This window comes from Vibrio sp. CDRSL-10 TSBA, from assembly GCA_039696685.1.
Classification (GTDB): Bacteria; Pseudomonadota; Gammaproteobacteria; order Enterobacterales; family Vibrionaceae; genus Vibrio.
The window spans coordinates 842,172-866,337 of the sequence record CP155566.1 but is presented as its reverse complement, the minus strand read 5'-3'; the positions used below and the strand labels follow the sequence as shown (position 1 = coordinate 866,337).

General features: G+C 52.4%; 19 protein-coding genes and 5 pseudogenes. 13 read left to right on the top strand and 11 right to left on the bottom strand.

Annotated features, from left to right (window positions below; translation table 11 throughout):
* Positions 1 to 96 precede the first annotated feature (96 nt).
* The 5 genes and pseudogenes from queF (at position 97) to xni (ending at position 7,531) form a co-directional block, all read left to right on the top strand.
* A complete protein-coding gene (gene queF, locus ABDK09_11460) occupies positions 97 to 984 on the top strand; it encodes an NADPH-dependent 7-cyano-7-deazaguanine reductase QueF (GenBank protein ID XAW90107.1) in 888 nt (295 codons plus the stop codon).
* A gap of 16 nt (positions 985 to 1,000) precedes the next feature.
* A complete protein-coding gene (locus ABDK09_11455) occupies positions 1,001 to 3,268 on the top strand; it encodes a tetratricopeptide repeat protein (GenBank protein XAW90106.1) in 2,268 nt (755 codons plus the stop codon).
* A 109-nt stretch (positions 3,269 to 3,377) separates the two neighbouring features.
* The gene (locus ABDK09_11450) at positions 3,378 to 4,943 is read left to right on the top strand and encodes a diguanylate cyclase (GenBank protein ID XAW90105.1); all 1,566 of its coding nucleotides are present in this window, start codon (positions 3,378 to 3,380) and stop codon (positions 4,941 to 4,943) included.
* Between the two features lie 311 nt (positions 4,944 to 5,254).
* Positions 5,255 to 6,617 (top strand): annotated as a pseudogene (ppnN, locus tag ABDK09_11445) (nucleotide 5'-monophosphate nucleosidase PpnN).
* Between the two features lie 122 nt (positions 6,618 to 6,739).
* A complete protein-coding gene (xni, locus tag ABDK09_11440) occupies positions 6,740 to 7,531 on the top strand; it encodes a flap endonuclease Xni (protein ID XAW90104.1) in 792 nt (263 codons plus the stop codon).
* Between the two features lie 228 nt (positions 7,532 to 7,759).
* Here the strand turns inward: xni and rlmM are convergent, their stop codons facing one another.
* The 7 genes and pseudogenes from rlmM to pomA form a co-directional block, all read right to left on the bottom strand.
* Positions 7,760 to 8,851 (bottom strand): 23S rRNA (cytidine(2498)-2'-O)-methyltransferase RlmM, encoded by a 1,092-nt coding sequence (gene rlmM, locus ABDK09_11435; GenBank protein XAW90103.1) that lies wholly within the window; start codon positions 8,849 to 8,851, stop codon positions 7,760 to 7,762.
* Positions 8,848 to 9,246, bottom strand: a complete 399-nt coding sequence (locus ABDK09_11430) for a DUF423 domain-containing protein (GenBank protein ID XAW90726.1) — start codon at positions 9,244 to 9,246, stop codon at positions 8,848 to 8,850. Before ABDK09_11430 ends, rlmM begins: the two co-directional genes overlap by 4 nt.
* Positions 9,236 to 9,860: pseudogene (locus ABDK09_11425) on the bottom strand (alpha/beta fold hydrolase). The gene ABDK09_11430 and the pseudogene ABDK09_11425 overlap by 11 nt, the downstream one beginning before the upstream one ends.
* Complete coding sequence (locus ABDK09_11420; GenBank protein ID XAW90102.1) at positions 9,841 to 10,761, bottom strand: transcriptional regulator GcvA; 921 nt, start codon at positions 10,759 to 10,761, stop codon at positions 9,841 to 9,843. The pseudogene ABDK09_11425 and the gene ABDK09_11420 overlap by 20 nt, the downstream one beginning before the upstream one ends.
* Positions 10,762 to 11,282: 521 nt before the next feature.
* Complete coding sequence (thiI, locus tag ABDK09_11415; GenBank protein ID XAW90101.1) at positions 11,283 to 12,731, bottom strand: tRNA uracil 4-sulfurtransferase ThiI; 1,449 nt, start codon at positions 12,729 to 12,731, stop codon at positions 11,283 to 11,285.
* A 209-nt stretch (positions 12,732 to 12,940) separates the two neighbouring features.
* A complete protein-coding gene (locus tag ABDK09_11410) occupies positions 12,941 to 13,909 on the bottom strand; it encodes a flagellar motor protein MotB (GenBank protein XAW90100.1) in 969 nt (322 codons plus the stop codon).
* Between the two features lie 11 nt (positions 13,910 to 13,920).
* Positions 13,921 to 14,685 carry a flagellar motor protein PomA gene (gene pomA / locus ABDK09_11405; GenBank protein XAW90099.1) on the bottom strand — a complete coding sequence of 255 codons (765 nt, stop codon included), beginning with the start codon at positions 14,683 to 14,685 and terminating at the stop codon, positions 13,921 to 13,923.
* A 376-nt stretch (positions 14,686 to 15,061) separates the two neighbouring features.
* Here pomA and xseB point away from each other — a divergent pair, with 376 nt between their 5' ends.
* The 3 genes and pseudogenes from xseB (at position 15,062) to dxs (ending at position 18,140) form a co-directional block, all read left to right on the top strand.
* Positions 15,062 to 15,304: an exodeoxyribonuclease VII small subunit gene (xseB, locus tag ABDK09_11400; GenBank protein ID XAW90098.1), complete on the top strand. Its 243-nt coding sequence runs from the start codon at positions 15,062 to 15,064 to the stop codon at positions 15,302 to 15,304.
* 46 nt (positions 15,305 to 15,350) lie between these two features.
* Positions 15,351 to 16,236 (top strand): annotated as a pseudogene (ispA, locus tag ABDK09_11395) ((2E,6E)-farnesyl diphosphate synthase).
* A 20-nt stretch (positions 16,237 to 16,256) separates the two neighbouring features.
* Complete coding sequence (gene dxs / locus ABDK09_11390) at positions 16,257 to 18,140, top strand: 1-deoxy-D-xylulose-5-phosphate synthase (GenBank protein XAW90097.1); 1,884 nt, start codon at positions 16,257 to 16,259, stop codon at positions 18,138 to 18,140.
* Positions 18,141 to 18,243: 103 nt separating this feature from the next.
* Here the strand turns inward: dxs and truC are convergent.
* Positions 18,244 to 19,000: pseudogene (gene truC / locus ABDK09_11385) on the bottom strand (tRNA pseudouridine(65) synthase TruC).
* The gene (locus ABDK09_11380; protein ID XAW90096.1) at positions 19,000 to 19,311 is read right to left on the bottom strand and encodes a YqcC family protein; all 312 of its coding nucleotides are present in this window, start codon (positions 19,309 to 19,311) and stop codon (positions 19,000 to 19,002) included. The pseudogene truC and the gene ABDK09_11380 overlap by 1 nt, the downstream one beginning before the upstream one ends.
* An 80-nt stretch (positions 19,312 to 19,391) precedes the next feature.
* Here ABDK09_11380 and ABDK09_11375 point away from each other — a divergent pair, with 80 nt between their 5' ends.
* Positions 19,392 to 20,429 (top strand): DUF3549 family protein, encoded by a 1,038-nt coding sequence (locus ABDK09_11375; protein XAW90095.1) that lies wholly within the window; start codon positions 19,392 to 19,394, stop codon positions 20,427 to 20,429.
* A 4-nt stretch (positions 20,430 to 20,433) separates the two neighbouring features.
* A complete protein-coding gene (locus ABDK09_11370) occupies positions 20,434 to 20,736 on the top strand; it encodes a DUF3301 domain-containing protein (protein XAW90094.1) in 303 nt (100 codons plus the stop codon).
* On the opposite strand, the pseudogene ABDK09_11365 reads toward ABDK09_11370, so the two are convergent.
* A pseudogene (locus ABDK09_11365) lies at positions 20,693 to 21,239 on the bottom strand (GNAT family protein). The gene ABDK09_11370 and the pseudogene ABDK09_11365 sit on opposite strands and share 44 nt — an antisense overlap.
* Before the next feature lie 884 nt (positions 21,240 to 22,123).
* Here ABDK09_11365 and ABDK09_11360 point away from each other — a divergent pair.
* Together ABDK09_11360 and ABDK09_11355 are read left to right on the top strand one after the other, a co-directional pair.
* Complete coding sequence (locus ABDK09_11360; GenBank protein ID XAW90093.1) at positions 22,124 to 22,414, top strand: hypothetical protein; 291 nt, start codon at positions 22,124 to 22,126, stop codon at positions 22,412 to 22,414.
* Positions 22,414 to 22,863 carry a YaiI/YqxD family protein gene (locus ABDK09_11355; GenBank protein ID XAW90725.1) on the top strand — a complete coding sequence of 150 codons (450 nt, stop codon included), beginning with the start codon at positions 22,414 to 22,416 and terminating at the stop codon, positions 22,861 to 22,863. Before ABDK09_11360 ends, ABDK09_11355 begins: the two co-directional genes overlap by 1 nt.
* A gap of 88 nt (positions 22,864 to 22,951) precedes the next feature.
* Here the strand turns inward: ABDK09_11355 and ykgO are convergent, their stop codons facing one another.
* Positions 22,952 to 23,077 (bottom strand): type B 50S ribosomal protein L36, encoded by a 126-nt coding sequence (gene ykgO / locus ABDK09_11350; GenBank protein XAW90092.1) that lies wholly within the window; start codon positions 23,075 to 23,077, stop codon positions 22,952 to 22,954.
* A 331-nt stretch (positions 23,078 to 23,408) separates the two neighbouring features.
* Here ykgO and tsaA point away from each other — a divergent pair, with 331 nt between their 5' ends.
* On the top strand, positions 23,409 to 24,104 hold the full coding sequence (tsaA, locus tag ABDK09_11345; protein XAW90091.1) for a tRNA (N6-threonylcarbamoyladenosine(37)-N6)-methyltransferase TrmO: 696 nt from the start codon (positions 23,409 to 23,411) through the stop codon (positions 24,102 to 24,104).
* The last annotated feature ends 62 nt before the right edge of the window (positions 24,105 to 24,166 follow it).

Sequence of the window (24,166 nt, the reverse complement as noted above, 5' to 3'; positions counted from 1 at the left end):
AAGTTCTCCATTGTTGAGTTAGTCGCGCCTGCCAGATGACACACGCGGCGGTATTGCGTAGAATTCCGGTTATTCTAATCGAATTGACTGTAAAGTATGAGCAAATATTCTGACGCAAAAGAACTGGCGGGTTTAACCCTGGGTAAAACCACCGAATACGCCAATCAATATGACCCTTCTCTTTTGCAACCAGTGCCGCGTAGCCTGAACCGTGACGACCTTAACCTTGGCGATACACTGCCGTTTCAGGGCTGTGACATCTGGACCTTGTATGAACTCTCCTGGCTGAATGACAAAGGCCTGCCTCAGGTCGCGATCGGCGAAGTTGCTATTCCGGCCACCAGCGCCAATCTGATCGAGTCCAAGTCATTCAAGCTTTACCTGAACAGTTTCAACCAGACTCGTTTCGCCGACTGGCAAAGCGTGCAGCAGTGTCTGGTTAAAGACCTCTCCGCCTGTGCCGGCGAAAGCGTCACGGTAGACGTCAAACCGCTCAGCGCCTACACCGCGCAACCAATTGTCACCATGCAGGGCGAATGCATCGACGACCAGGATATTGAGATTGTCAGTTACGACTTCGATGACCGCCTGTTGCACAATTCAGTCTGTATCGAAAATAATTCAGTCTGTATCGAAAACAATTCAACCGGCACGGAAATCGTTGAGGAGACCCTACACAGCCACCTGCTCAAGTCCAACTGCCTGATCACCAACCAGCCGGACTGGGGCAGCGTCGAAATCGCTTACCGCGGGCCAAAAATCGACCGCGAAGCTCTGCTGCGTTACATCGTCTCATTCCGTGAACACAACGAATTTCACGAGCAGTGTGTCGAGCGTATTTTCACCGACATCACCCGTTACTGTCAGCCGGAGTCACTGACGGTACAGGCGCGCTATACCCGCCGTGGCGGACTGGATATCAATCCGTTCCGTTCCACGCAGCAGTCCGCACCTGCGCACAACCAACGTATGGCTCGTCAATAAAAGGATTTCGGACAGCATGACTCGTTTTCGCTGGCAGCACTGGCTGGGTCTGACCCTGCTCTGTTTTGCAACCTGGTCTCAGGCGACCATTTATTCGTCTCCGACACTGAATGAAGCAAACGGCCTGGTGGAAATCTCTCCCAAGCAGGCCAAAGCACTCGCGACCGACTATCTCGCCCAGCGAAAACTGGCTGATAAAGTGGAAAAAACGCCGTCCAGTATCAGCCGCGACGAGACCGACAGCCGGGTACGTACCCCCGGCAGTACTATCGATGCGATGAAAATCATTGCCAAAGCGCAGTACCAGCTTGGTTTTCCGCACATGGCATTTCAGGTTCTGGAAGAAGCACGTAAGCTGGCCCAGCAGTATCAGCTGGCTTTTCTCGAACTCGACGTCGACACCCTGCTGGTGCGTCTGCAATGGATGGATGACGGCGATGCTTCTGCTGCGCGGGAAAAACTGCGTGACATCGCCAAACGCTACGAAGCGCTGGAAAATTCCGATCAACTCGCCAAGGGCATCAATTACAAGATGACCATGCTGCGTGCGGAAATCGCCTCACGCGCCAATGATGTTGAACTGGCTGACCGTCTGTTTGCCGAAGCCAAACCCTATATCGACAGCCTGCCGTCGCCGCAGCAGCAAATCGAATACCATCTTGAAGTAGGCCAGCATTACCTGACTCACGAGCGCTACAATCTGGCGCTGTCTGAATTGCTGATGTCGTACTGGAGTGCGATTGAAGATAATGACGGTGCCCTGCTGGCGAAAACCAACACCTTACTGGCCCAGCTGTTCTATGAACGCCGCGTGCTGGATAAAACTCTGGTTCATCTGTCCCAGGCGGCCGATTTTTACGACAACTACGACAAATCGCCGGCTCTGGCTGCGGTGCTGAAACGTATGGGCGACGTCTACTTCCTGCAAGGCAAATATAACCTCGCTCTGGTGCATTACTTTAACGTCATCGACCATGAGAGCGGTGACAACAATCTGCACAGCGTGATAGAAGTACGCCTCAGCCTGGCTGCCACGTACCTGCAACTCTTCAACTATCCGCTCGCCGAGCAGTATCTGGTACGGGCGGAAGATATGCTCAACTACACCGATATTCCGCAGCTTAAAGGCCGTGCAGCGTTGCTCAAAGCCGGTCTGGCTTACCATCAGCAGCAGAGCAGTCAGGTGATTGAACAGGCTCAGCAGGCGCTGTTTGTCAGCCATGATATCGGCGATCTGGCGATGGAAGAGCAGGCCTATCATCTGCTGTCTCTGGGTTATGAACAACGCGGCGACTATGCCAACGCATTAAGCAGCGTCAAACACAGCAACTCAATCGCCAAGATCCGCCAGGAAAAACTCAATCAAATCAGTGAAGATGCTTTCCGCCAGCAAAAAGAGTTTGTCGAACAGACACTGCATCTGGTCGGTCAGGAAAAAGAGCTGCAGGATACCAAGCGCGAATACAGCAAATTCCAGAAAATTGCCTTTGCGCTGTTTATTGCCAGCGCTGTGTTTTTCCTGATTGTGCTGCGCCGCGGCTACCTGCTGCAACGCCAGAAAGAAGAGATTGCCGAGCTCAATACCAACCTGTATACCCACTCGCGTTCACGACTGCACAACCTGCGTATGCTCAACTCCAAACTGTTATCGACGCTGGAAAAAAGCAGCCAGAGCTATGAACAGTGGCACATCAGCGAGCTGATTCATGAACCGCTCAACGACCGCTTACGGTTCGCCATGATTGATGTGCCTTTCCTGCGCAACATGTACCTGCAGCACGGCTACAGTGCCGGACTTGAGCTGGAGCACGCCTTTGGTGAGTTCATTCAATCCAAGCTCGGTGAAGAGGCGCGCTTATACCACTTCTCTGATGCCAACCTGCTCTACATCGAACCGTGCAGCGACCGCGATCAACCACCGGAAATACTGTGTAATAAAGTGCAAGACTGGATGCAGGAGTTTCAGCCGGAGCGGGCGCTCAATCGTACCATCCGGATGGGGATTGCCGATTATCCTTTCCTGCCGCGCGCTTATACCGCGATAAATGATAAAGAGTTACTCGATATTCTGCTGATGGCCGCCAGCGTGGCGCGAGAGCTGAGTATTCGCGAAAACAGCAGCCACTGGGTCTATCTGCGTGCGATTGATAACGCGCCGGCGGCCAGTTTTGCCTCGAACGATATTCGTAAATCATGCAAACACGCCATCAACCAAGGGCTGATCAAAGTCCATTCTTCGTTCAAAAATGAGGAAATCATCAAAAAACTTTTAAAAGATGGCTAAAAGCTACGCGGTTAAGGCCCTGAATTCGTGACGGATTCAAAATATTTGCTATTATCGACAAATCAGTAAATAGGATCATACTGATCCCCTTTTTATTAGATTGTTGTCGATGGGCGCTCTTGAACAAGATATCCAAAATCAGTTAGACCAATTGCGTAGCAAATTGGAACAAACACGTTTGACACATCGGGATACTTCGTTCAAATTTAACCGAGAACAAAAAGTCCTGAAGCGCATCGTCGCATCTTTAAGTCAGGCTTGTCAGGGCGAGAATATCCAGTTAAACGGGTATCTTGCTGAGCTACGTCAAGCCATCGAACAACAAACCGATATAAGCTCAATCATACCCCGACTGGCCGTACTGGAGCGCATGTTGAAGCAACAAACGTTGAACATGGATAAACAGAGTCACCACCTTGATTCTCAGATCAAAAGCAGTGGTGAAATTCTGTTGCGCGTTCCCGGCCTGCCGGCAAAAATCAAACGCGACCTGCGTGATCTGCTCAGTTTTTCCGCCGCTCAGCCGCCTTCCAAAGTGGAACAGGCGATGCGACTGCTGGCGCTGTATGAACGCTCCGTCAAAATCATCTCCGCTAACCCGCACGCATTGAATGCCGATCTGGCCGGCGGAGCTGACCAAGAGCTGTTGGCACGTTTAAGTGACGAACTGCAAAGCCTGATCACCGAACTCGACTTCGACGGCGAATATGGTGACCTGCTGACCGACATCCGTGCCAAGCTGCTGAGCGGTGTGACCACCCAGTCACTGCTGGAACTGACCATGGATGTGCTGAAACTGGTTATCGCCGGCACCAACGCGGAACGTAAAGGCTCCGAGAAGTTTCTTGATCTGGTCAATACTTCCCTGTCTAACAACATTAAAAGCGTCAATCAGAACGTCGAGCAAAGCCAGAGCTACCAAGTGCACCGCGAGGAAATGCACGTGGAACTCAGCTCCCTGGTCGGACGCAGTCAGAGCGCCCTGAAAGAGGGCACCGAGCTGGCAGCCACCAAAGCCAAACTGGGGCCTATGCTGGATGAACTGGCTTCATTGTCAGAACGTCTGACCCACGCCGAACAGCGTGAACAGGTGCTGATTGAACGCATGCAGTACACCCGCAGCCAGATGGAAGCGCTGTACGAGATGACCCAGGATTATCGCCGCCGTCTTGATGATCAGGCCCAGCGTATGCAGCAGGATACCCTGACCAATGTGTATAACCGCAGTGCGTTCAATGATCGCCTGGAGCACGAATACCACCGTTGGATTCGCGCTCAGAACAACCTGCGCCTGATAATGCTGGACATTGATAAATTCAAAGCCATTAATGACAGCTTCGGTTTTATGGCCGGGGATAAAGCGCTGCGCATCATTGCCCGCACCATCAGTAAAGAAGTCAACGAAACCGCGACCGTGGCGCGATTCTCGGGTGAAGAGTTTGTGATTCTGCTGCCTGACCACAGTGATAATGACAGCTACCAGATTATTCAGCAGATTCAGCGCAACGTGTCCAAACTGCCGTTTAAATTCCGCGATAAAAACATCACCATTACCCTGACCGCGGCCAGCACCTGTTTTAAAGAATCAGATACTCCGGAAATCGTACTCGAGCGCGCCTATCGGGCGATGAGCGAAGCGAAAAAATACGGCCCGAATCAAATAGCCTGGAAGTAAAACCGCGCCCTTCTCCAACGCCATCCCTCACCACAAATATGGCTATTTTTTATACAAACCTGCACAATTTTAGTGACCGCCTTCACATCTGCTACGGCACAATATTTCCCTAATCTGTAGATCCGAACAAGATTGAAAGCGTAATATCAATTAGTTAACTTATTAACTGCGGCTCAATTTTCCCCATAACCAAAGTCACAATAAAATGCGCCGTCAGTGTTCCCATCCGGTGTAACGAGCAAAGTAATCAATACGTATTCCAACCCGCTCGCCAGGTGGACTCTCATTAACCTCTCAGAAAGGAGGTCAGCATGATCACCCAAGTCAGCCCTGCGGGCAGTATGGATCTGTTGTCGCAACTTGAAGTAGAACGACTCAAAAAAACCGCGTCGAGCGGCGACCTGTACCAGCTCTACCGCAACTGTACCCTGGCGGTACTCAACTCCGGCAGTCACACCGATAACTCGAAAGAGTTGCTGGATAAATACAGTAATTTCGACGTCAATGTACTGCGCCGTGAGCGCGGGATTAAGCTGGAACTGACCAATCCGCCCGAACACGCTTTCGTCGATGGACATATCATTAAAGGGATTCAGGAGCACCTGTTTTCAGTGCTGCGCGATATCGTGTATGTCAATATGCACCTCGCCGACAGCCAGCGCCTCAATCTGACCAATTCGACCCATATCACCAACCTGGTGTTTGGGATCCTGCGTAATGCCGGCACTCTGATCCCGGGTATCATTCCCAATCTGGTGGTGTGCTGGGGCGGACATTCAATCAACGCGACAGAGTATCAGTACACCCGTGAAGTGGGCAATGAACTCGGCCTGCGCGAATTAAACATCTGTACCGGTTGTGGTCCGGGTGCTATGGAAGGCCCGATGAAAGGTGCTGCGATTGGCCATGCCAAACAGCGCTACCAGGAAAAACGCTATCTTGGTCTGACCGAGCCCTCGATCATTGCCGCTGAGCCGCCAAACCCGATAGTCAATGAACTGGTTATTATGCCGGACATCGAAAAACGTCTCGAAGCGTTCGTCCGTATCGCGCACGGCATCATCATCTTCCCGGGCGGCCCGGGCACGGCCGAAGAACTGCTGTATATCCTTGGTATCATGATGCATCCGGACAACACTCATCAGCCGATGCCGATTGTGCTGACCGGTCCGAAAGAGAGTGAAGAGTATTTCCGTTCGATTGATGAGTTTATTGCCGATACTCTCGGTGATGAAGCGCGTAAACACTACCGCATCGTGATCGACGATCCGGCTGAAGCGGCGCGCATTATGCGCAATGCGATGCCGACCGTACGCCAGCACCGCAAAGATCACGAAGATGCTTACAGCTTTAACTGGTCGCTGAAAATCGAGCCGGAATTCCAGATGCCGTTTGAGCCCAATCATGACAATATGGCTAATCTCGACTTACATCTCGATCAGGCACCGGAAGTGCTGGCCGCCAATCTGCGCCGCGCGTTTCTCCGGCATTGTGGCCGGTAACGTCAAAGCGGAGGGGATTCGTGAAATCGAGCAGCACGGACCGTTTGAAATCCATGGCGATCCGGTATTGATGAAGAAAATGGACAAACTGCTGAAAGATTTCGTGGCGCAAAACCGGATGAAACTGCCCGGCGGCAGTGCTTACGAACCATGCTATCGTATTGTCTCTTAAACCACCGGCTACCCGCGCGTGCGGGTAGCAATCTGAGACAAACTCATTACAATAAGGGCCTTATCGCCCTTATTTTTTTATCTTGTCCCACGCCGGGCAGACAACCCAGGTAATCAACCCTTATGTCTCTTCATCTTGTCATCATCGATGCGTTAAATCTGATCCGCCGCGTCCACTCCGTACAACCCGATGAAAGTGACATTGCCCGTACTATCGACACCACCACCCGCACCCTGCAGCGCATCATCAATGAAGCGCAGCCGACTCACATTATTGCTGTGTTTGATCACCATTTGCAGGATCGTGGCTGGCGGGCAGAAATCCTGCCGGACTACAAAGCCAATCGTAAACCGATGCCCGAGCCTCTGGCACAAGGGCTGGACGCGATTCAGCAGGCCTGGTGGCAACTGGGGATCGATTCGCTGCTCTCCGACGGTGACGAAGCAGACGATCTGGTCGCAACGCTGGCAGTTAAAGTGGCCTCGCATCAGGAAAAAGTCACCATCATCTCCACCGACAAAGGCTATTGCCAGTTACTGTCGCCGACGCTGCAGATCCGGGATTACTTCCAGCACCGCTGGCTGGATGCGCCGTTTATTGCTAAAGAATTTGGCGTCAAACCTGAGCAACTGGCCGACTATTGGGGTCTGGCGGGTGTCAGCTCAAGCCAGGTGCCGGGCGTTCCGGGCGTCGGCCCGAAAGCCGCCAAAGAGATCCTGACTCAGTTTAGCGATATTGAAAGCGCCTATGCCAGTGAAGAACTGGCACCGAAGTACCGCAAAAAGCTCGACCAGCACATCGAACTGGCGCGGGTATGTAAACAGGTCGCCGGACTGAAAACCGACATCGAGCTTGGCTTCAATCTGCAGGATATACGTTATGTGGTGCCCGGCAGTGAAGAGTCACAAGGCTAACGCTTTTGCGCCGCCAAGATAAGCTGGCGCTGCAATATATCCGCTATAAAGCCTATCCGCCATAAGGCACTCTCGCTAAAAAACTCTCGCTGTAAAACTCTCGGTTTAAAAAACGCTCCCGAAGGAGCGTTTTATCGTTTTGCATGCTGAGCGAATTATCGACCGCTCACTATACGGGAAATGATGTTCCAGTCGCGAGACATCTTAGCGAATCTGGCGAAATCAGCTCTAGTATGGCGAAATCGTCTTCAGCACCTGAACATGAACCGTGATCTCTTCGCGGTCATGGTAAAGATGCTTCGCCTGCAGGCGGAATTTCACTTCGTTGTCGCGCAGGAACAGCTTGAGGTTCTCAATGTCTTCCAGCACTTCATCATAGCGCCCTTTCATCGGCAGCTTGAGGTTGAAAATCGCTTCTTTGGCCAATCCCCGGATCAGCCACTCGCCCATCAACTGCGCAACGCGAGACGGCTTTTCAATCATGTCACACACCAGCCAGGTAACGTTTTTACGCGGCGGTTCGAACTTAAAGCCATCCACCATGTGATGAGTCACCTGACCGGTTTCCATCAGGCTGTCAGCCATCATGCCGTTATCAATCGCATGCACGAACATCGAACGTTTCACCAGTTGGTAGGTCCAGCCCCCCGGACAGGCACCGAGGTCAACCGCCCACATCCCGGAGGCAAGACGGGTGTCCCACTCTTCACGCGGAATAAATACGTGAAACGCTTCTTCCAGCTTGAGGGTTGAACGGCTCGGCGCATCCGCCGGGAATTTCAGGCGCGGAATACCCATAAAGAACTGTGAGTTGTTCGAACTGTAAGAGAAACCGGCATAGCAATGACCAGGCGCCACAAAACAGACATGCAGCACCGGCTTTTTCGGGTGCTCTTTTGCCATCAGTAAGCCTTTGCCACGCAGCGCCTGACGCAGCGGTACAGTGAACTTACGGCAGAACTTGAGCAGTTCTTTGGCTTCATTGGTGTCCGGCGTTTCGACACGCAGATCGCCGCAACGCGGAAAATCTTCCAGCTCGCCCAACCGGGAAAGAATCGGTGAAATGCGGTCATCTTTAGGCAGATCTTCAAACTCGGCCGCCACAGCAAACATCTGGCGGGCAAAAATCAGCGTCTGGAAATCAATCTCTTTGATCAGTTTCTGCGCATCACCTTCCTGGTAACACTCAAACATCACGAAACCACTATTGGTTTTCATGCGCGGAAATCCATACACTTCCAGTTGCGTGGCCTTGTCCTGAATCTCGCCGGCGCACTCTTTTTCAAAGCCCGCACGGCAGTAGAGCATGACTTGTTTCACTGCTTCACCTCTTTAATACTCATCGCTGCCAAGGCAAACAGTCCCCAGCCGATCATAAACAGCAACCCGCCAAACGGTGTCACCGGACCAAACCACTTAATTCCGGTCAGTGCCAGCGCGTACAGGCTGCCGCTAAAACAAAAGATGCCGATGATAAAGCAAATCGCCGCGCGGCTAAAATAGTTTCGCGCTTTTTGTGCCAGTGGCAACTGGAGCAGGATGCCGCACGCAATCAGCGCCGCTGCATGGATGAACTGGTACTGCACACCGGTTTGAAACACTTCCAGCAGGTACGGGCTCAGGGTAACTTTCAGACCGTGCGCCGCAAAAGCCCCCAGCGCAACGGCAACGCCTGAAAACAGACCGCCAAATGTAAGTAAATGCTTACTTTGCATCATACACCTCTTTAATAAACTGAGTTAAGCGCTCTACCACCAGGGCAATATTACCCGCTTCAGTGTGGCCGGACGCTTTGCGCGGTTTAAAGCTGTGGTCACCATCGGGCAGAAAACTGACCTCAACCTGGTCACTGAAGGTAAAACCCGCAAATTCAGCCTGAGTCCCGAAGGTATCGCGCTCGCCCTGCAGAATCAGGCACGACTTGGGCATGGTTGCCAGATGGTCACCCTTGAACTTTTCCGGTTTACCGGGCGGATGAAACGGAAAGCCAAGACAGGCAATCCCGGCCACATGTGAGTGCTCACTCAGCAACGAAGCCATACGCCCGCCCATCGACTTACCGCCAATCACCACAGGGCCACTCGCGTATTCGGCCAGCACAGCTTGATAGGCGTCGAGCAGCTTTGGCGCCCGATCCGGCGGACGGCGCTTGCCATCTTCACTGCGTTTGACCATATAAGGGAAGTTAAACCGCACCACTTTAATGCCGTTTCTGCGCCAGTCCGGCTGCGACCGCAGCCATAAATTCATGATCCATATCTGCCCCGGCACCGTGGGCAAAAATAAATGTCAGTGGATGGCTGTCGCCATCAACGCGCACCTGCGTCATCGAGTAATTCCTCTTGTTCTCTGCGAGCTTTTTTCAGCATCCAGTCACGGAAAGTGGCAATGCGCCCCATATCAGCTTGTTTTTCATGGCACACCACATAGAAGGCGTTATTGGTCATCAGCACCTGATCAAACGGAGCCACCAGCCGTCCGGCATCCAGCTCCGGCTGCGCCAGTACATTGTTGCCCAGTGCCACCCCCTGCCCGTGCACGGCCGCCTGCAATACCATGGTCGAGTGACTGAAAATCGGCCCGTGGTTGACGTTAACGCCATCCAGATTGTTCTCTTTGGCGAACTGCTTCCACTCTTTCCGAGACGTATCATGCAACAGGGTATGCTGACCAAGGTCATTCAGGTTAGCGAGCGGTTTACTGCCGATCAACAGCGACGGCGCACAAAGCGGGATCAGGAACTCCTGGTACAGCTTATCCGCGCGCAAGCCCGGCCAGTTACCGCGGCCATAATAGATAGCGACATCGACATCGTCGGTCAGCGAGCCCTCTTCCATATCGACGGCTTTAATCCGCACATCGATATCCGGCTCCTGCTGATTAAAGTCCGCCAGGCGTGGCACCAGCCACTGAATGGCAAAGCTTGGCGGCAGACTGATGGTCAGCGCGCCTTTCTCACTGCGTTCCAGCAGTTTATCCGTCGCCTCTTGCAGGGAGACAAAGATATCTTTGATATCGAGAAAGTAACCCTGGCCCTCTTCCGTCAGCAACAGCGAACGGTTGCGACGCCGGAACAACTTAAGACCGAGAAATTCTTCCAGCGCTTTAATCTGATGACTAACCGCAGCCTGGGTGACAAACAACTCTTCCGCCGCACGAGTAAAACTCAGGTGGCGGGCCGCTGCTTCAAACACTTTCAGCGAGTTTAATGGTGGCAATCTTCTCGACATGAGTACACTCTGTAACAGATTAGTTTTTTTAATCTGAAACATTATAAATTGTCCGTTGCTAACCAGCCAGAGAAAATCTATATTGCACCCCGCAACGCTGACCTGAACGGCTTGATTCTGTTTAGAATCAATGGGCTTAGTTGTTGCGATGTTGTGTTTGCAAACTCGGTTTTCGAGTTCGGTAGGTTTCTACCACCCTGTTTTGTGCAGTTATCCCCTGCTACAAAATATACTTCCTGTATTTATTTTTTGACCTGTCTGTCAAATTTTTAGCACCGCCTATATGGCGGTGTTTTTTTATCTGCCGCGCACAAAAACCTGCTGATACTTACCTCAACAACTGTAACAATTCGTTAATAATACTAATTCGAAACTGTGATTTTGTGTCCGAAACGGCGCGCTTTTAGCCACTATTGAAACATTAACAAGCGGCCAATAAAAAAGCGCAAACCCGGCTGAGTTTACGCTTTTCATATTCAAAACTGTTGCGGCTGTGCCGCTGTCTGGTCGTCAGGCGAACCTTATGGGCGGTAAACCTTAATGTTCTTAAAGCCCTGTTCCTGCAGATACAGCGCCTGCAGACGGCTCATCACACCGCGTTCACAGTACAGCAGATAAGTCTTCGACTGATCCAGGTCACCGAACTGAGTCGCCAGCTTATAGAACGGCAGGTGCTGAACTTCAACCCCATCCAGTTCCAGCGGCTTATCGTCTTCTTCATCCGGACTGCGGATGTCGAGTACCACAGCGTGCTCCTGCACGGCGGTCACCAGTTCCACTTCCGGAGCCTGCTGCTGCGACTCTTTCTCGATGTCACGAATGTCCATCTGACGGGCATCGTAAACCACTTTTTCCAGAATCGAGAAGTCGAACTTGGCTTCTTCCGCTTCCAGCTTACCCTTCACCGCTTTCACGGTCGGGCTCTTCGAGATCACACCACAGTATTCCGGCATAGTCTTGGCAAAATCTTCGGTACCGATTTCGCGCGCCAGCGTAATAATGTCATCTTTATCCCAGTTGATCAGCGGGCGCAGAATCAGGGTATCCGTTACGTTATCGATATGACGCAGGTTAGTCAGCGTCTGGCTTGATACCTGACCCAGAGCTTCGCCGGTTACCAGCGCCTGGATGCCAAACTTCTCAGCCACCATACCCGCCGCACGCATAAACATCCGCTTCAGGATCACGCCCATCTGGCCGTCATCGACTTTTTCCAGGATTTCAGCCACAACCGGCTCAAAATCAATCGAGATAAAACGGACTTTGGCCGATGAGCCGTACTTATTCCACAAGTAGTGAGCGACCTGTTTTACGCCAATCTCGTGCGCCGGACCACCCAGGTTGAAGAAACAGTAGTGAACTTTAGAACCACGTTTGATGTGCAGGTAGCTCGACACACCTGAATCGAAACCACCAGAAATCAGGCTCAGTACGTCTTCCTGTGTGCCCAGCGGGAAACCGCCCAGACCTTTATGACGGGCAATAATCTGGTTGAGCAGACCATCAACCACTTCGATACGAATAGTGACATCCGGTTTTTGCAGCTTAACGCGTGCGCTTTCCACCGCCTGATTCAGGCCGCCGCCCACATAGCGCTCAAGCTCAATCGATTTAAACTCGTGCTTACCACGACGTTTAGCACGCACTACGAACGTTTTACCTTCGATCAGATCGCGGCTCTGCTCCAACACCTGCTCATAAATATTGTGCAGGTCAGTAAACTCACTCTGCTTCACTTCCAGCACTTGCTGGATGCCGGGTGTGGTGGTCAGAATTTCCAGTGTCTCGGCGAAAAATTCATCGCTGTTACCCGACACTTCAATATGATCACGACGGTTAAATACCGCAACACCTGTGGTACGGTTCTTGACGATATTGCGAATATTACCCTCAAGAATTTTAGTGAAACGCTTACGTACTGATTCACTTTTAACAAAGATTTCCGGATGTGGTTTAACTATAAATTTCATAAGGCTATTCGCAATTTAATGTGGACATTCTCTGGCTGACACCCTCTGGCGGCGCTCAGTACTTCCGGGTCTGGCAACTGGTGGTGATATAACCACCCATTCAACAGACTCTAAGGGGGGCGGATTATACACGATCTCAGCCAAGAGAGGAAAGGTTAGAAAAAAGGCAAGCCGTCTGGCTTGCCTTTGTGATTAATACTACAGAGTTTTTACTGGTTCTGAGTCTGAGCGTCGCCCTGAGGGGCGGAAGGCACCTCATCGCTGTAGAGCGGTTCGCCCTGCATGATACTGATTTCAACCCGGCGGTTACGCGCGCGCTGCGCTTCGGTATCGTTCGGGCCCAGTGGATCGGTATCGGCCATACCACGCACTTGCAGACGTTGGTGATCAAAGCCTTTGACACTTTCCATCTCCTGAGCCACCGAGACGGCGCGCTGGGCAGACAAGTCCCAGTTGGAGCGATACAGCTCTGAATCTATGCGCTGGTTATCGGTATGACCAGAGACACGCACGATGCCCGGTACATCTTTGACCAGTTCCGCTATCTGGCGTACCAGAGGCCGGAACTTAGGCTGCAAGAAAGCCGATCCTTCCGGAAATGCCCCTTTCTCACGAATACGGATAACGATCTGCTGACCGAGGTTTTCCACTTCGATCGCGCCCTGATCAATTTCGCGCTCCAGCGCCTTTTTGATGCTTTCGAGCACGGTTTCCATCTCTTCCGACATCGCCTGCGACTGCTGTTGCTGCATTTCAGACTCAGTGTTCTGGTTGGTCTGAGTCGATGTCTCCGGAGACTGACCACCGGTCATCTGACCCGCATCACGCTGGGTACCGCCTGCGCGATCCGATTCACCTTCATGGAATTCGAGTGTCTGCTGCGTGACATCTATGGTCTGCTGCATAATGACATCAATCGGCGTCGGCTCCGGACGGCCGGGGCGAAACTCCTGAGCAATGATACTGGTCCCTTTCGGGATGTCTTTGACTTCGAGACGGTTTTGCACCCCGAAAGCAAACTTCATCGAACCGGCGATCTGCTTGAATTTCAGTACGTCCATTTCTGAAAATGACAGCAGCAGTACGAAAAAGCACATCAGCAGTGACATCAGGTCAGCAAAGGTCCCCATCCACAGCGGCAGACCGGGTGGCGGGCAATTTGGCTTTTCCTCATCCATTATAAGCTCCGCTATTCGTTATCCACATCAAGGGCGCGCTTACCTTCGTTGAGATAGTTTTTCAGGTAGCTGTCGATGACACGCGGGTTCTGACCATCCTGAATCGCCAGCACACCATCCATAATCAGACGACGATTGAGCGTTTCCTGTTCACGGCGCAGCGACAGTTTGTCGGCAATCGGGAAAAACACCATGTTGGACAACACCGCACCATACAGCGTCGTTAACAGGGCCACCGCCATCGCCGGGCCGATTGACTTCGGGTCATCCATGTTAGACAGCATGGCAACCAGACCAACCAGAGTACCGATCATGCCCATCGCCGGAGACACATCACCAAATGCGCGAAACACGCTGGTGCCGGCCTGATGGCGTTCATCGGTCAGGACAATATCTTTTTGCAACGTGGCACGAACGACGTCGGCATCGTGACCATCCACTAACAGGTCGATGCCTTTTTGCATAAATGAGTTGGAAATTTCCATCTCTTCCAGAGCCAGAAAGCCGCCTTTACGCGCAGCATCGGCCATTTCAACCACCTTAGCAATCAGGTCTTCCGGCTCATCGGCTTTGAACATGAAGGCTTTACCGGCGATTTTAGCGGCACCAAAAAACTGGCCCATGGTAAATTTCATCAGCACAACAAACAGTGAACCACCGACTACGATTAGAATCGAGGTGACATCGACGAACATCATCAGGCTGCCGCCCAAGATCATCGCCATAATAACGAAAGCTAAGCCACCAATCAGACCTATTAGCGTTGCTAAATCCACGAAGCGCTCCTCATGCTATTCATTCGCGACTAAGACATTACTCTCGTTATCGGCAAGAGAATGCATTCTTTAACTTTTTTATCAGCTTGCGCTGCCGGAAATAGAGGTCATCACGCTTTTCAGTCCAAAGCATTGCCAAAGGCAACGCGTCCGCCTGCGGTGAACCACGTGTCTCAGTGTATACTTAAAAGCGAACTTTATGCACCCGTCAGCGCCCCAGAAATGCAGCATAAGTATAAGACTCTGGTGCCAATTTTCCCTTTTACGTCGCCGGCAGGTAAAAAACGTTGTATTTCTGACAAATTTGCTTGGTTAAATTTGACCATCACCACGCCCTGCGGTAACGTTCGTGCATCTTTCCAAAGGCAATATAATTATGGCGAGCAAGAAACCTGAAAACATGTCCTTCGAAGCGACCATTCAAGAGCTGGATCAGCTGGTCGACCAACTGGAGAACGGGGATTTGGCATTAGACGACGCCCTGAAAAAATTTGAGCGTGGTATTGCCCTTGCCCGGTCCGGACAGAGTAAACTGGATGAAGCGGAACAACGCGTGAGCATTCTGCTCAGCAACAGTGATGACGCGCCGCTGACCGAATTTACCGATTTGCCTGAATAATCCTGAATTATTCTAAAATAACACTGAATTGCTAAATGAGTGCCCTATGATTGAGGCTCTATCCTCTTTCCAACAAAGAAATAACCAACAACTTGATGTGTGGTTAAACCGTCTGCCCTATCAGAACCTGTCGCTGACTCAGGCGATGCGTTACGGACTGCTGCTGGGCGGCAAACGCGCGCGCCCGTATCTGGTTTACATAACCGGCCAGATGCTCGGCTGTGAACTGGAAGCGCTTGATACCCCGGCCTCTGCGATCGAGTGTATCCACGCCTACTCGCTGATACACGATGATCTGCCGGCTATGGACGATGACGAAACTGCGTCGCGGCCAGCCAACCTGTCACATCAAGTTTGATGAAGCCACCGCCATCCTGACCGGCGATGCGCTGCAAACGCTGGCGTTTACCATTCTGGCCGAAGGTGAGCTATCGGCTGCCGGTGAGTCCAACCGGATAAAAATGGTTCAGGCACTGGCTGAAGCCTCTGGCGCGCAGGGCATGTGTCTGGGGCAATCCCTTGATCTGGCGGCCGAGAACCGCCTGGTCACGCTGGAAGAGCTGGAAAATATCCACCGCAATAAAACCGGCGCCCTGATGCGCTGTGCAATTCGGATGGGCGCGATGGCTGCCGGCCAGGCCGGTCTGGATATTCTTCCCCAGCTTAACCGCTATGCAGACGCCGTCGGCCTCGCATTTCAGGTTCAGGATGATATTTTAGATATCATCAGCGATACAGAAACCTTAGGCAAACCTCAGGGCTCTGACCAACTATTGCACAAAAGCACCTACCCGGCTCTGCTCGGACTCGAAGGTGCGATGAAAAAAGCTCAGGCACTGCTTAGCGAAGCGCTGCAGGCACTGGAAGATATTCCGTATAACACTGAGCATTTAGAACAGTTCGCCCGATATGTCATCGAGCGCAAAAATTAACACTATAAGCGCGCATTACTATGACTCTTGATATTTCAAAATATCCCACACTGGCTCTGGCAAGCAAACCAGATGAATTACGCAGCATGCCAAAAGAGGTGCTGCCTAAGCTTTGTGACGAACTGAGAACCTACCTGCTCAACTCCGTCAGTCAGTCAAGCGGCCACCTGGCCTCAGGTCTGGGTGCCGTAGAACTGACTGTAGCTTTGCATTACGTCTATAACACACCGTTTGACCACCTGATCTGGGACGTGGGCCATCAGGCCTACCCGCATAAAATTCTGACCGGCCGCCGTGAGCAGCTGCCGACCATTCGTCAGAAAGACGGTCTGCACCCATTCCCGTGGCGCGGCGAGAGTGAATATGACACCTTATCCGTCGGTCACTCATCGACTTCCATCAGCGCCGCACTGGGCATGGCGATCTGTGCCGGCAAAGAAGGCCAGGATCGTAAAGTGGTCAGCGTGATTGGCGATGGTGCGATCACTGCGGGCATGGCCTTTGAAGCCATGAACCACGCCGGTGATGTCAAACCGGACATGCTGGTGATTCTCAACGACAACGAAATGTCGATTTCCGAAAACGTCGGAGCACTGAACAATCACCTGGCGCAGCTGCTGTCAGGCAACCTGTACACCTCCATTCGTGAAGGCGGCAAAAAAGTCCTGTCCGGCGTGCCACCAATCAAGGAACTGGTGCGCCGTACCGAAGAGCACCTTAAAGGCATGGTGGTACCAGGCACACTGTTTGAAGAGTTTGGCTTTAACTACATCGGTCCGGTTGACGGCCATGATGTACTGGAGCTTATCAAAACGCTGAAGAATATGCGTGAGCTGAAAGGCCCGCAGTTTCTGCATGTGATGACCAAAAAAGGTAAAGGCTATGAGCCGGCGGAGAAAGATCCAATCGGTTATCACGGCGTGCCTAAGTTTGACCCGTCTCATAACAGCCTGCCAAAGAGCACCAACAACAAACCGACCTTCTCCAAGATCTTCGGTGATTTTCTGTGTGACATGGCCGCTCAGGATCCTAAGCTGATGGCGATCACGCCAGCGATGCGCGAAGGCTCAGGCATGGTCCGCTTCTCCAAACAGTATCCGGATCAGTATTTCGATGTGGCGATTGCCGAACAACACGCGGTGACACTGGCGACCGGTATGGCGATTGGTGGTTATCATCCGATTGTGGCGATTTACTCGACCTTCCTGCAACGTGGCTACGATCAGCTCATTCATGATGTCGCCATCATGGATTTACCGGTGATGTTTGCCATTGACCGCGCAGGCCTAGTCGGTGCCGACGGTCAGACCCACCAGGGCGCGTTTGATCTCAGCTTTATGCGCTGTATCCCGAATATGGTCATCATGGCGCCGGCCGATGAAAACGAATGTCGTCAGATGCTCTACACCGGCCACCAGCATCAGGGACCCAGTGCCGTGCGTTACCCGCGTGGTAACGGCATGGGCACCGAACTGGCAGCGACATTCAGCGCACTGGAAATCGGTAAAGGCCGCATTGTGCGTCAGGCACAAGCTGCGGGCGAAGACGCCAAAGTGGCGATCCTCAGCTTTGGTACTCTGCTGCCGGGCGCTCTGCAGGCAGCCGAAGCACTCAATGCGACTGTGGCCGATATGCGCTTTGTTAAACCGCTGGATGAAGCTCTCATCACTGAACTGGCGAACAGCCATGATGTGCTGGTCACGCTGGAAGAAAACGTGGTCGCCGGTGGCGCCGGTGCCGGTGTGGTAGAATTCATGATGAGCAACAAGCTGGTTAAACCTGTGCTCAATCTGGGCCTGCCGGATCAATTTGTCGCCCAGGGTACTCAGGAAGAGATGCACGCCGAGCTTGGCCTCGACGGTGCCGGTATTGAGCGCGCGATTCGCGCTTATCTGGCCAAATAATCCGCGCCTCTCTTACCCGATAAGCATCTGAGCTTAGAAAAAAAGCCTTCTCAATGAGAAGGCTTTTTACTTTGCGAAGTAGCCGCACCGCTGAAAGCTGAAGCTATTCAGCCTGGGCAGATTCCACTACTACGTCTGGCTGCGGATTGTGCCAGCCAAAAGTGGTGAACAGGCGCTGCCAGGTCTGGTCAAACCCGGCGCGCAGCACCAAAGGCTGCTGGGTATACGGGTGAATAAAACTCAGCTCGCTGGCATGCAGCATCAGACGATGACTGTCATAGACCTCGCGATACAGACGGTTATGCTTGCCATCACCATGCGTCGTATCACCGACAATCGGATGGCGCAGGTGTGCCATATGGCGACGCAGCTGATGTTTGCGACCGGTTTTCGGCTGCATTTCCATCAGACAGTAGCGTGTGGTGGGAAATTTACCGGTTGAATGCGGCACTTCCACCTTGGCCAGCGGTTGATAGGCCGTCACCGCATCCTGAGCTTCTTTGTCCTGGCGGGCAAACTTATCCGCAATCTTATCCAGCTCTTCTTTGAGCGGATAGTCCAACACATCAGCCTGCTCAATCCAGCCACGCACAATCGCATGATAGGTCTTTTGCATCTCATGCTGCGCGAACATCGGCATCATATTCGCGGCAATCTCACTCGACAGAGCAAACACCAACACGCCGGACGTCGGACGATCCAGACGATGGAGCGGAAACACATGCTGACCAATCTGATCACGCAGGGTCTGCATCACAAACTGTGTTTCGTGCTTATCCAGCCAGGAAACGGTGCACCAGCATACCGGCCGGCTTGTTCACCGCCACCATGTACTCGTCCTGATAAATAATTTCCAGCATTAGCGACATGCCTCATCAATATGGTAAAGAATCGTCATTACAGTGCCGAACTGTGTCTGTTCCAGCCAGGCCTGCTCAAAATAAGGCGTGATGGCAAAACCACGCGGCAGCGGCTGCCCGGATGCGATCATCTTCTGCAAACGCGGCACAAAGATCCACTGTAGCCATTCGTGCGGCGCCAGGGTATCCAGCGCAAACGGCTGGCTGCTCTGCAGTGCCGTCTCGTCTGGCGCCCGGCTCTGCCATGCTCCGCATGCTCTGAGTTCGGCTTCCAGCTGCTGCAATAAGGAAAAAAGTGTCGGAGCGGTCATTAATCTATACACTCTGGCCTTGAATTAGCCGCGAATGATACCATCTATTCAACACAGAAAGTTAGGACCAATTTGATCCCATGCAATCCATTCATACTCTGAGCGAACTGCTCAACAACAGTGGCTGCCAGTACCAGGTATTTGACCTAGGTCGTCGCATTCAGCCCATCGATAACGCGCAATTTGCCCAGGTTGAAAAAGGTGCGCAGCCGTACCCTTTTCCGCTGCAGCGTAAAGCTCATCTGGCGATTGCCTACTGGAACGAGAGTCAGCAACCCTGGATCTGGTTTCTGAAATTCAGCCTCGACGAACGCGGCCTGCTGGCCCAGGCCGATATCGGCCAGTTCCTCAAGTATGTGATTGAAGCTATGGGCACACGCCTGAATCAGGAGCTGAGCGAAGAGCAGCAGCAGAAACTGGCCAATAACCCTTACACTTTCAAACCGTCCGATGACAAAATGGCGGTGTTCCACAGCCAGATCCGCGCCCGCCTCAATCTGTCGTGCAGCCAGTATTACGAGCACGCTCAGCATTATTTCGATGGTGGCCTGGGTTGGGATAACTGGCAGACCGTCGGCCTGCAGGGCATTACCGATATCTGTGCCCGTCTCGGCCAGGAACAAAACGGGGTGCGGGTGCGTAAAGCCATCGCCCATCTGCCGGCTCAGCCACTCTATGCCCTGCTTGGCGCGCTGGAACACACACTGCTGCCGGATAAACTGGCCCAGCGCGTAGCGGAATTTGCGCACAGCGAAATCGCCAGTCAGGATCCGGATCTGTTCCTGCTGTCAGCATTAGTACGTGCCTTGTCCGGCGCTCCGGCTGAGCACCAGGTCAAGGTGATCGATGCGATTCTCGCCAGTGCGCGTTTAAGCCATCAGGAAGTGTTGATTGGTATGGCCGGACGCAACTGGTCAATGCTGAACGACAGCGGCCGCGCGCAGCGCTTTTTAGTGCGCCTGGCTCAGACCGGTAACCAGACCCTGTTTAACCAGCTGTTTGCTGATCTGGTGATGCTGCCTGAACTGCGTATGGTGTTATTACCACTGATCCACACCAGCCCGTCGCCGGAGCTGGCGGACGCGCTGCTTAAATTACAGCAGTCAGCAAAAGGATAAAGTGATGATAGGTGACCTGCTCAGCATCCTGCTGTTCTGTCTGGCCTGTTTTGCGTTCTGGCAGCAGCGTCGCCAATCCGAAATCGCCAAGACTCGCATCAGCCGCAAATGCGACGAACTGGAACTGCAGTTACTCAGTGTCTCGTTCGGTCAGCACAAATGGAAAACGCCAGACAATCGCTGGCGTTGGCATACGGTGTACTATTTTGAGTTTTCCGCCCTGGGTGATGATTGTTACCAGGGCCATCTGGTGATGCAGGGCTTCAGGCCGCAGGGATTCCACCTGCCGCCGCACCGAATGCTATAAAGTCGTGCTCCGCCTCGCTAGGCTCGGTCTGTTGCCATTCAAACGCGTAGTAAGAGCCGAAGGCATCCTGACGGGTCGCACTAAGCTGAAAGCCCAGTTTGTGTAAGATAGCGATGGCGGCATAGTTGCTCAGACTGGCACGTGCTGTCACCGCCGTCAGATTAAGCCGTGCGCACGCCTTAGGAAAGAACGCCTGCAGAGCTTCGCTCGCCAGTCCCTGTCCCCAATATGCTTTATCAAAAATAAAACCCAGTTCTGCCCGGCCGTCTTCGGCCTGCACAAACACATGGCCCATGAATTCACGGTTGTAGTTATCGAGCACTGCCATGGCGTACAGACTGTCATCATGCAACACACGTTTAAACTGCTCTCGGGCGGCAGAGACCGTTTGCGGGCCATTGAGTTGGGCGCGGTTTTTCGCACAGCAATTGAGGATGAGAAATTCAGACTCAAACGATTCTGTGTAAGGAATAACAAGCGTTTCTGCGAGTTACTATCGTCACGGACAATCCTTGTTAGCAGCAATTCCGAATAGACAAACCGATCCTTCTCCGCCACTAAGAGCATGCTCGCAGGCGGAAAAATCGAAAAAGAGAACCAAATAAGACGAAGTAATATTGATTTAGGTGGCGACCTTAGTTGTTTTAGAATTGAGCTGGCTTATGTATTTGATTTTTTTGCTCAATGATTGATTGCGCCACGCGAATGTCATCGTCATCAGGATCAGACGACAGTGGTTGAAAAAATATTAAGAAAAGCCCCGACACACTAGGTATCGGGGCTTAAGTCTTACTCGCAGCATTCCGGCTACTGATGTTGCTCCATGCATCATCCATAATAGCGACAGAATCCTTCTGCCTTGTCCTCGCATCGCCGTCCTAGCGGTGTCCTTAAATCCTTTATGCTGATAATCCCATCAGCGCACTTCACTTGTTCCCTGAGCGGTGTCCTTGCCATCTTCCTGATGGTATTCCGACCTCGTCCCGAGGTGTCCTTCGCATTCCGTGCCAGTCTACTCCGTGTAAACTGTCGAATCCGTTCGAAGTCCTGTCTTCCGTGCTGGCGACTATCCGTCATCGCCAATTTCATCCTGAAGCCACCGTCCAGTGGTGAATCCAAATCCGTGTCAGTTCCCTTCCGACAGGGTTCAATTTACCCCTTTGGACTTTTTGTGCAATGCCCGCGAAAAGATTTTTTTGTGCGAAAAACACACCAGACAAACAAAATCATTTAATATCAATATATTAAATCGATTACACAGCAGATTTCTCTGCTAAAAAATCCAATATCCTACACTGTTTGTAAGCGATCTCGCACAAGCCCCTCCCTCTTTTGCTCGTGGGGATTTCGCAGTATGATCGGGCTAACTTAAGCATAAGGACAAATCATGCTCACAAAAGATGTTTCACAGGAGCTGGAAGCGATTCTGACCAGCTTGCAGCAAGACGGAAAAGAGCCCACGGTCGCTCTGGTTAAATCCCGCCTTTCTACCCCGGTTCCTATGCCGGCGCTGATCACCACCATCAAAAGCTGGAAGAGTGCTAACCGGGTACCGAAAGTCGAAGTGGCCGCACCGGTCGCGAGCGAAATGGATCGTATCACTCAGCTTGAGCAGCAAGTCGCCGATCTGACCTCGCGCCTGCAGGCACTGGAGCAGAAGCTGGCGGGTGAAAAATGATGAAACTATGGGTTGATGCGGACGCCTGTCCGAAAGTGATTCGTGAAACCCTGTTTCGCGCCGCGGAACGTACCGGTATCGAATGTACTTTTGTCGCCAACCACCAAATTCCGGTTCCCAAGCGCGACAATATTCGCAGCCTGCAGGTCGCCAGTGGTTTCGATGTCGCCGACAACGAAATTGTGCGCCGGGTTGAGCACGGCGATCTCGTGATCACCGCCGATATTCCGCTCGCCGACGAAGTGATCAGTAAAGGTGGCCAGGCGCTGAGTCCGCGTGGCGAGTTGTACACCCAGGAAACCATCAAAGCGCGCCTCAATATCCGCGACTTTATGGATACCATGCGCGCCAGCGGCATCCAGACCGGTGGCCCGGCAGCACTTTCCCAGACGGAACGACGTGAATTTGCCAACCATCTGGACCGTATTCTGGCTAAAACCAAACGCTGATCAGCAGCCGATAACCTAATACAAAAAACCTGCGTCCTGCGCAGGTTTTATTTTATCGCTTTCTTGGCAGTTATGTTACTGGCCATATCTAGCGTTGTACGGCTTTAAATCTCGGATTGGTTTTACAAATCACATACAGGCGTCCGCGGCGTTTAACGATCTGGCAGTCCGGGTGACGTTGTTTGGCGCTTTTCAGCGAGCTAAGCACTTTCATCGATAATTCCTGTTGGTTACTGCACGGCTGTTAATGACTAATTAGTTCTTGATGACTAATCAGCTCTTAATGACTGAATCGTTCTGAATCACGTATCAGCATTCATCACCGGGCAGATGTTGATTAAATAAGTCTGAATCAATAACAACGGTCAATTGTTATGTTATAACATAATCAAATAATAATCCTATTCCGCCGATTTGCAAGCACTAATGCATCCATGCGGATAAATGTCGCAATTCCGTGCAGATGACTCGGCGCGCAGCCCGGCAGCGCTTTGTCGGCCAAAATGTGCTATTTTGCCGCCATGTTATCTACTTTGACTCCTGCCATGCATTCGATTGAACCGATAGCGATTATAGAAAGCCCGTATAAAGAGAAGTTTGCCGTTCCACGTCAGCCGCGTCTGGTCCCCAGTGCCACCGCACGTGCCCGCTTAGTCGGTGAAATTAACTGCCAGGAAGCGGTACGCGGCATCGAGCAGTTCAGCCATTTATGGCTGCTGTTTCTGTTTGACCAGAATCTGGCCGCCGGCTGGAAGCCGACCGTGCGCCCGCCCCGCCTTGGCGGTAATGAGCGGATTGGCGTGCTGGCCTCACGTTCCACCTTCCGCCCGAACGGCATTGGTATGTCGGCGGTCGAACTGCGCGGCGTCAGCAAACAGGGCGAGCAAATCTATCTCGATCTCGGCAGCGTCGATCTGGTCGATGGCACCCCGATCATCGACATCAAGCCCTATATCCCCTACTCGGACGCGATCAGCGGCGCTAGCGGCGGTTATGCCGGTGCCGAACCGGAACGCGCCGAGGTGCAGTTTACGCCTGCGGCGGCTGCCAGCCTGAATTGCCAGCCCGACGCCGCGAGTAAACAGGCCGTGATCGAAGAAGTGCTGAGCCAGGATCCGCGCCCGGCTTACAAGAAAAACAAGCTGGACAGCAAAGAGTACGCGGTGAATTTGTACGATATGAACGTAAAATTCATCGTCAATGACAACTTAGTGACCGTCACCGCAATAGAACGCTTTTGACGAGAGCATTTGGCTGATATTATTAGCGGCTAAATAAATTTATCACCGGTCAGCACTTACCA

Bases quoted from the DNA above. Each gene is read 5' to 3' on its own strand.
- queF (XAW90107.1), top strand. From the start codon at position 97: ATGAGCAAATATTCTGACGCAAAAGAACTGGCGGGTTTAACCCTGGGT.
- ABDK09_11455 (XAW90106.1), top strand. From the start codon at position 1,001: ATGACTCGTTTTCGCTGGCAGCACTGGCTGGGTCTGACCCTGCTCTGT.
- ABDK09_11450 (XAW90105.1), top strand. From the start codon at position 3,378: ATGGGCGCTCTTGAACAAGATATCCAAAATCAGTTAGACCAATTGCGT.
- xni (XAW90104.1), top strand. From the start codon at position 6,740: ATGTCTCTTCATCTTGTCATCATCGATGCGTTAAATCTGATCCGCCGC.
- ABDK09_11430 (XAW90726.1), bottom strand. From the start codon at position 9,246: ATGCAAAGTAAGCATTTACTTACATTTGGCGGTCTGTTTTCAGGCGTT.
- ABDK09_11420 (XAW90102.1), bottom strand. From the start codon at position 10,761: ATGTCGAGAAGATTGCCACCATTAAACTCGCTGAAAGTGTTTGAAGCA.
- thiI (XAW90101.1), bottom strand. From the start codon at position 12,731: ATGAAATTTATAGTTAAACCACATCCGGAAATCTTTGTTAAAAGTGAA.
- ABDK09_11410 (XAW90100.1), bottom strand. From the start codon at position 13,909: ATGGATGAGGAAAAGCCAAATTGCCCGCCACCCGGTCTGCCGCTGTGG.
- xseB (XAW90098.1), top strand. From the start codon at position 15,062: ATGGCGAGCAAGAAACCTGAAAACATGTCCTTCGAAGCGACCATTCAA.
- dxs (XAW90097.1), top strand. From the start codon at position 16,257: ATGACTCTTGATATTTCAAAATATCCCACACTGGCTCTGGCAAGCAAA.
- ABDK09_11380 (XAW90096.1), bottom strand. From the start codon at position 19,311: ATGACCGCTCCGACACTTTTTTCCTTATTGCAGCAGCTGGAAGCCGAA.
- ABDK09_11375 (XAW90095.1), top strand. From the start codon at position 19,392: ATGCAATCCATTCATACTCTGAGCGAACTGCTCAACAACAGTGGCTGC.
- ABDK09_11370 (XAW90094.1), top strand. From the start codon at position 20,434: ATGATAGGTGACCTGCTCAGCATCCTGCTGTTCTGTCTGGCCTGTTTT.
- ABDK09_11360 (XAW90093.1), top strand. From the start codon at position 22,124: ATGCTCACAAAAGATGTTTCACAGGAGCTGGAAGCGATTCTGACCAGC.
- ABDK09_11355 (XAW90725.1), top strand. From the start codon at position 22,414: ATGAAACTATGGGTTGATGCGGACGCCTGTCCGAAAGTGATTCGTGAA.
- ykgO (XAW90092.1), bottom strand. From the start codon at position 23,077: ATGAAAGTGCTTAGCTCGCTGAAAAGCGCCAAACAACGTCACCCGGAC.
- tsaA (XAW90091.1), top strand. From the start codon at position 23,409: ATGCATTCGATTGAACCGATAGCGATTATAGAAAGCCCGTATAAAGAG.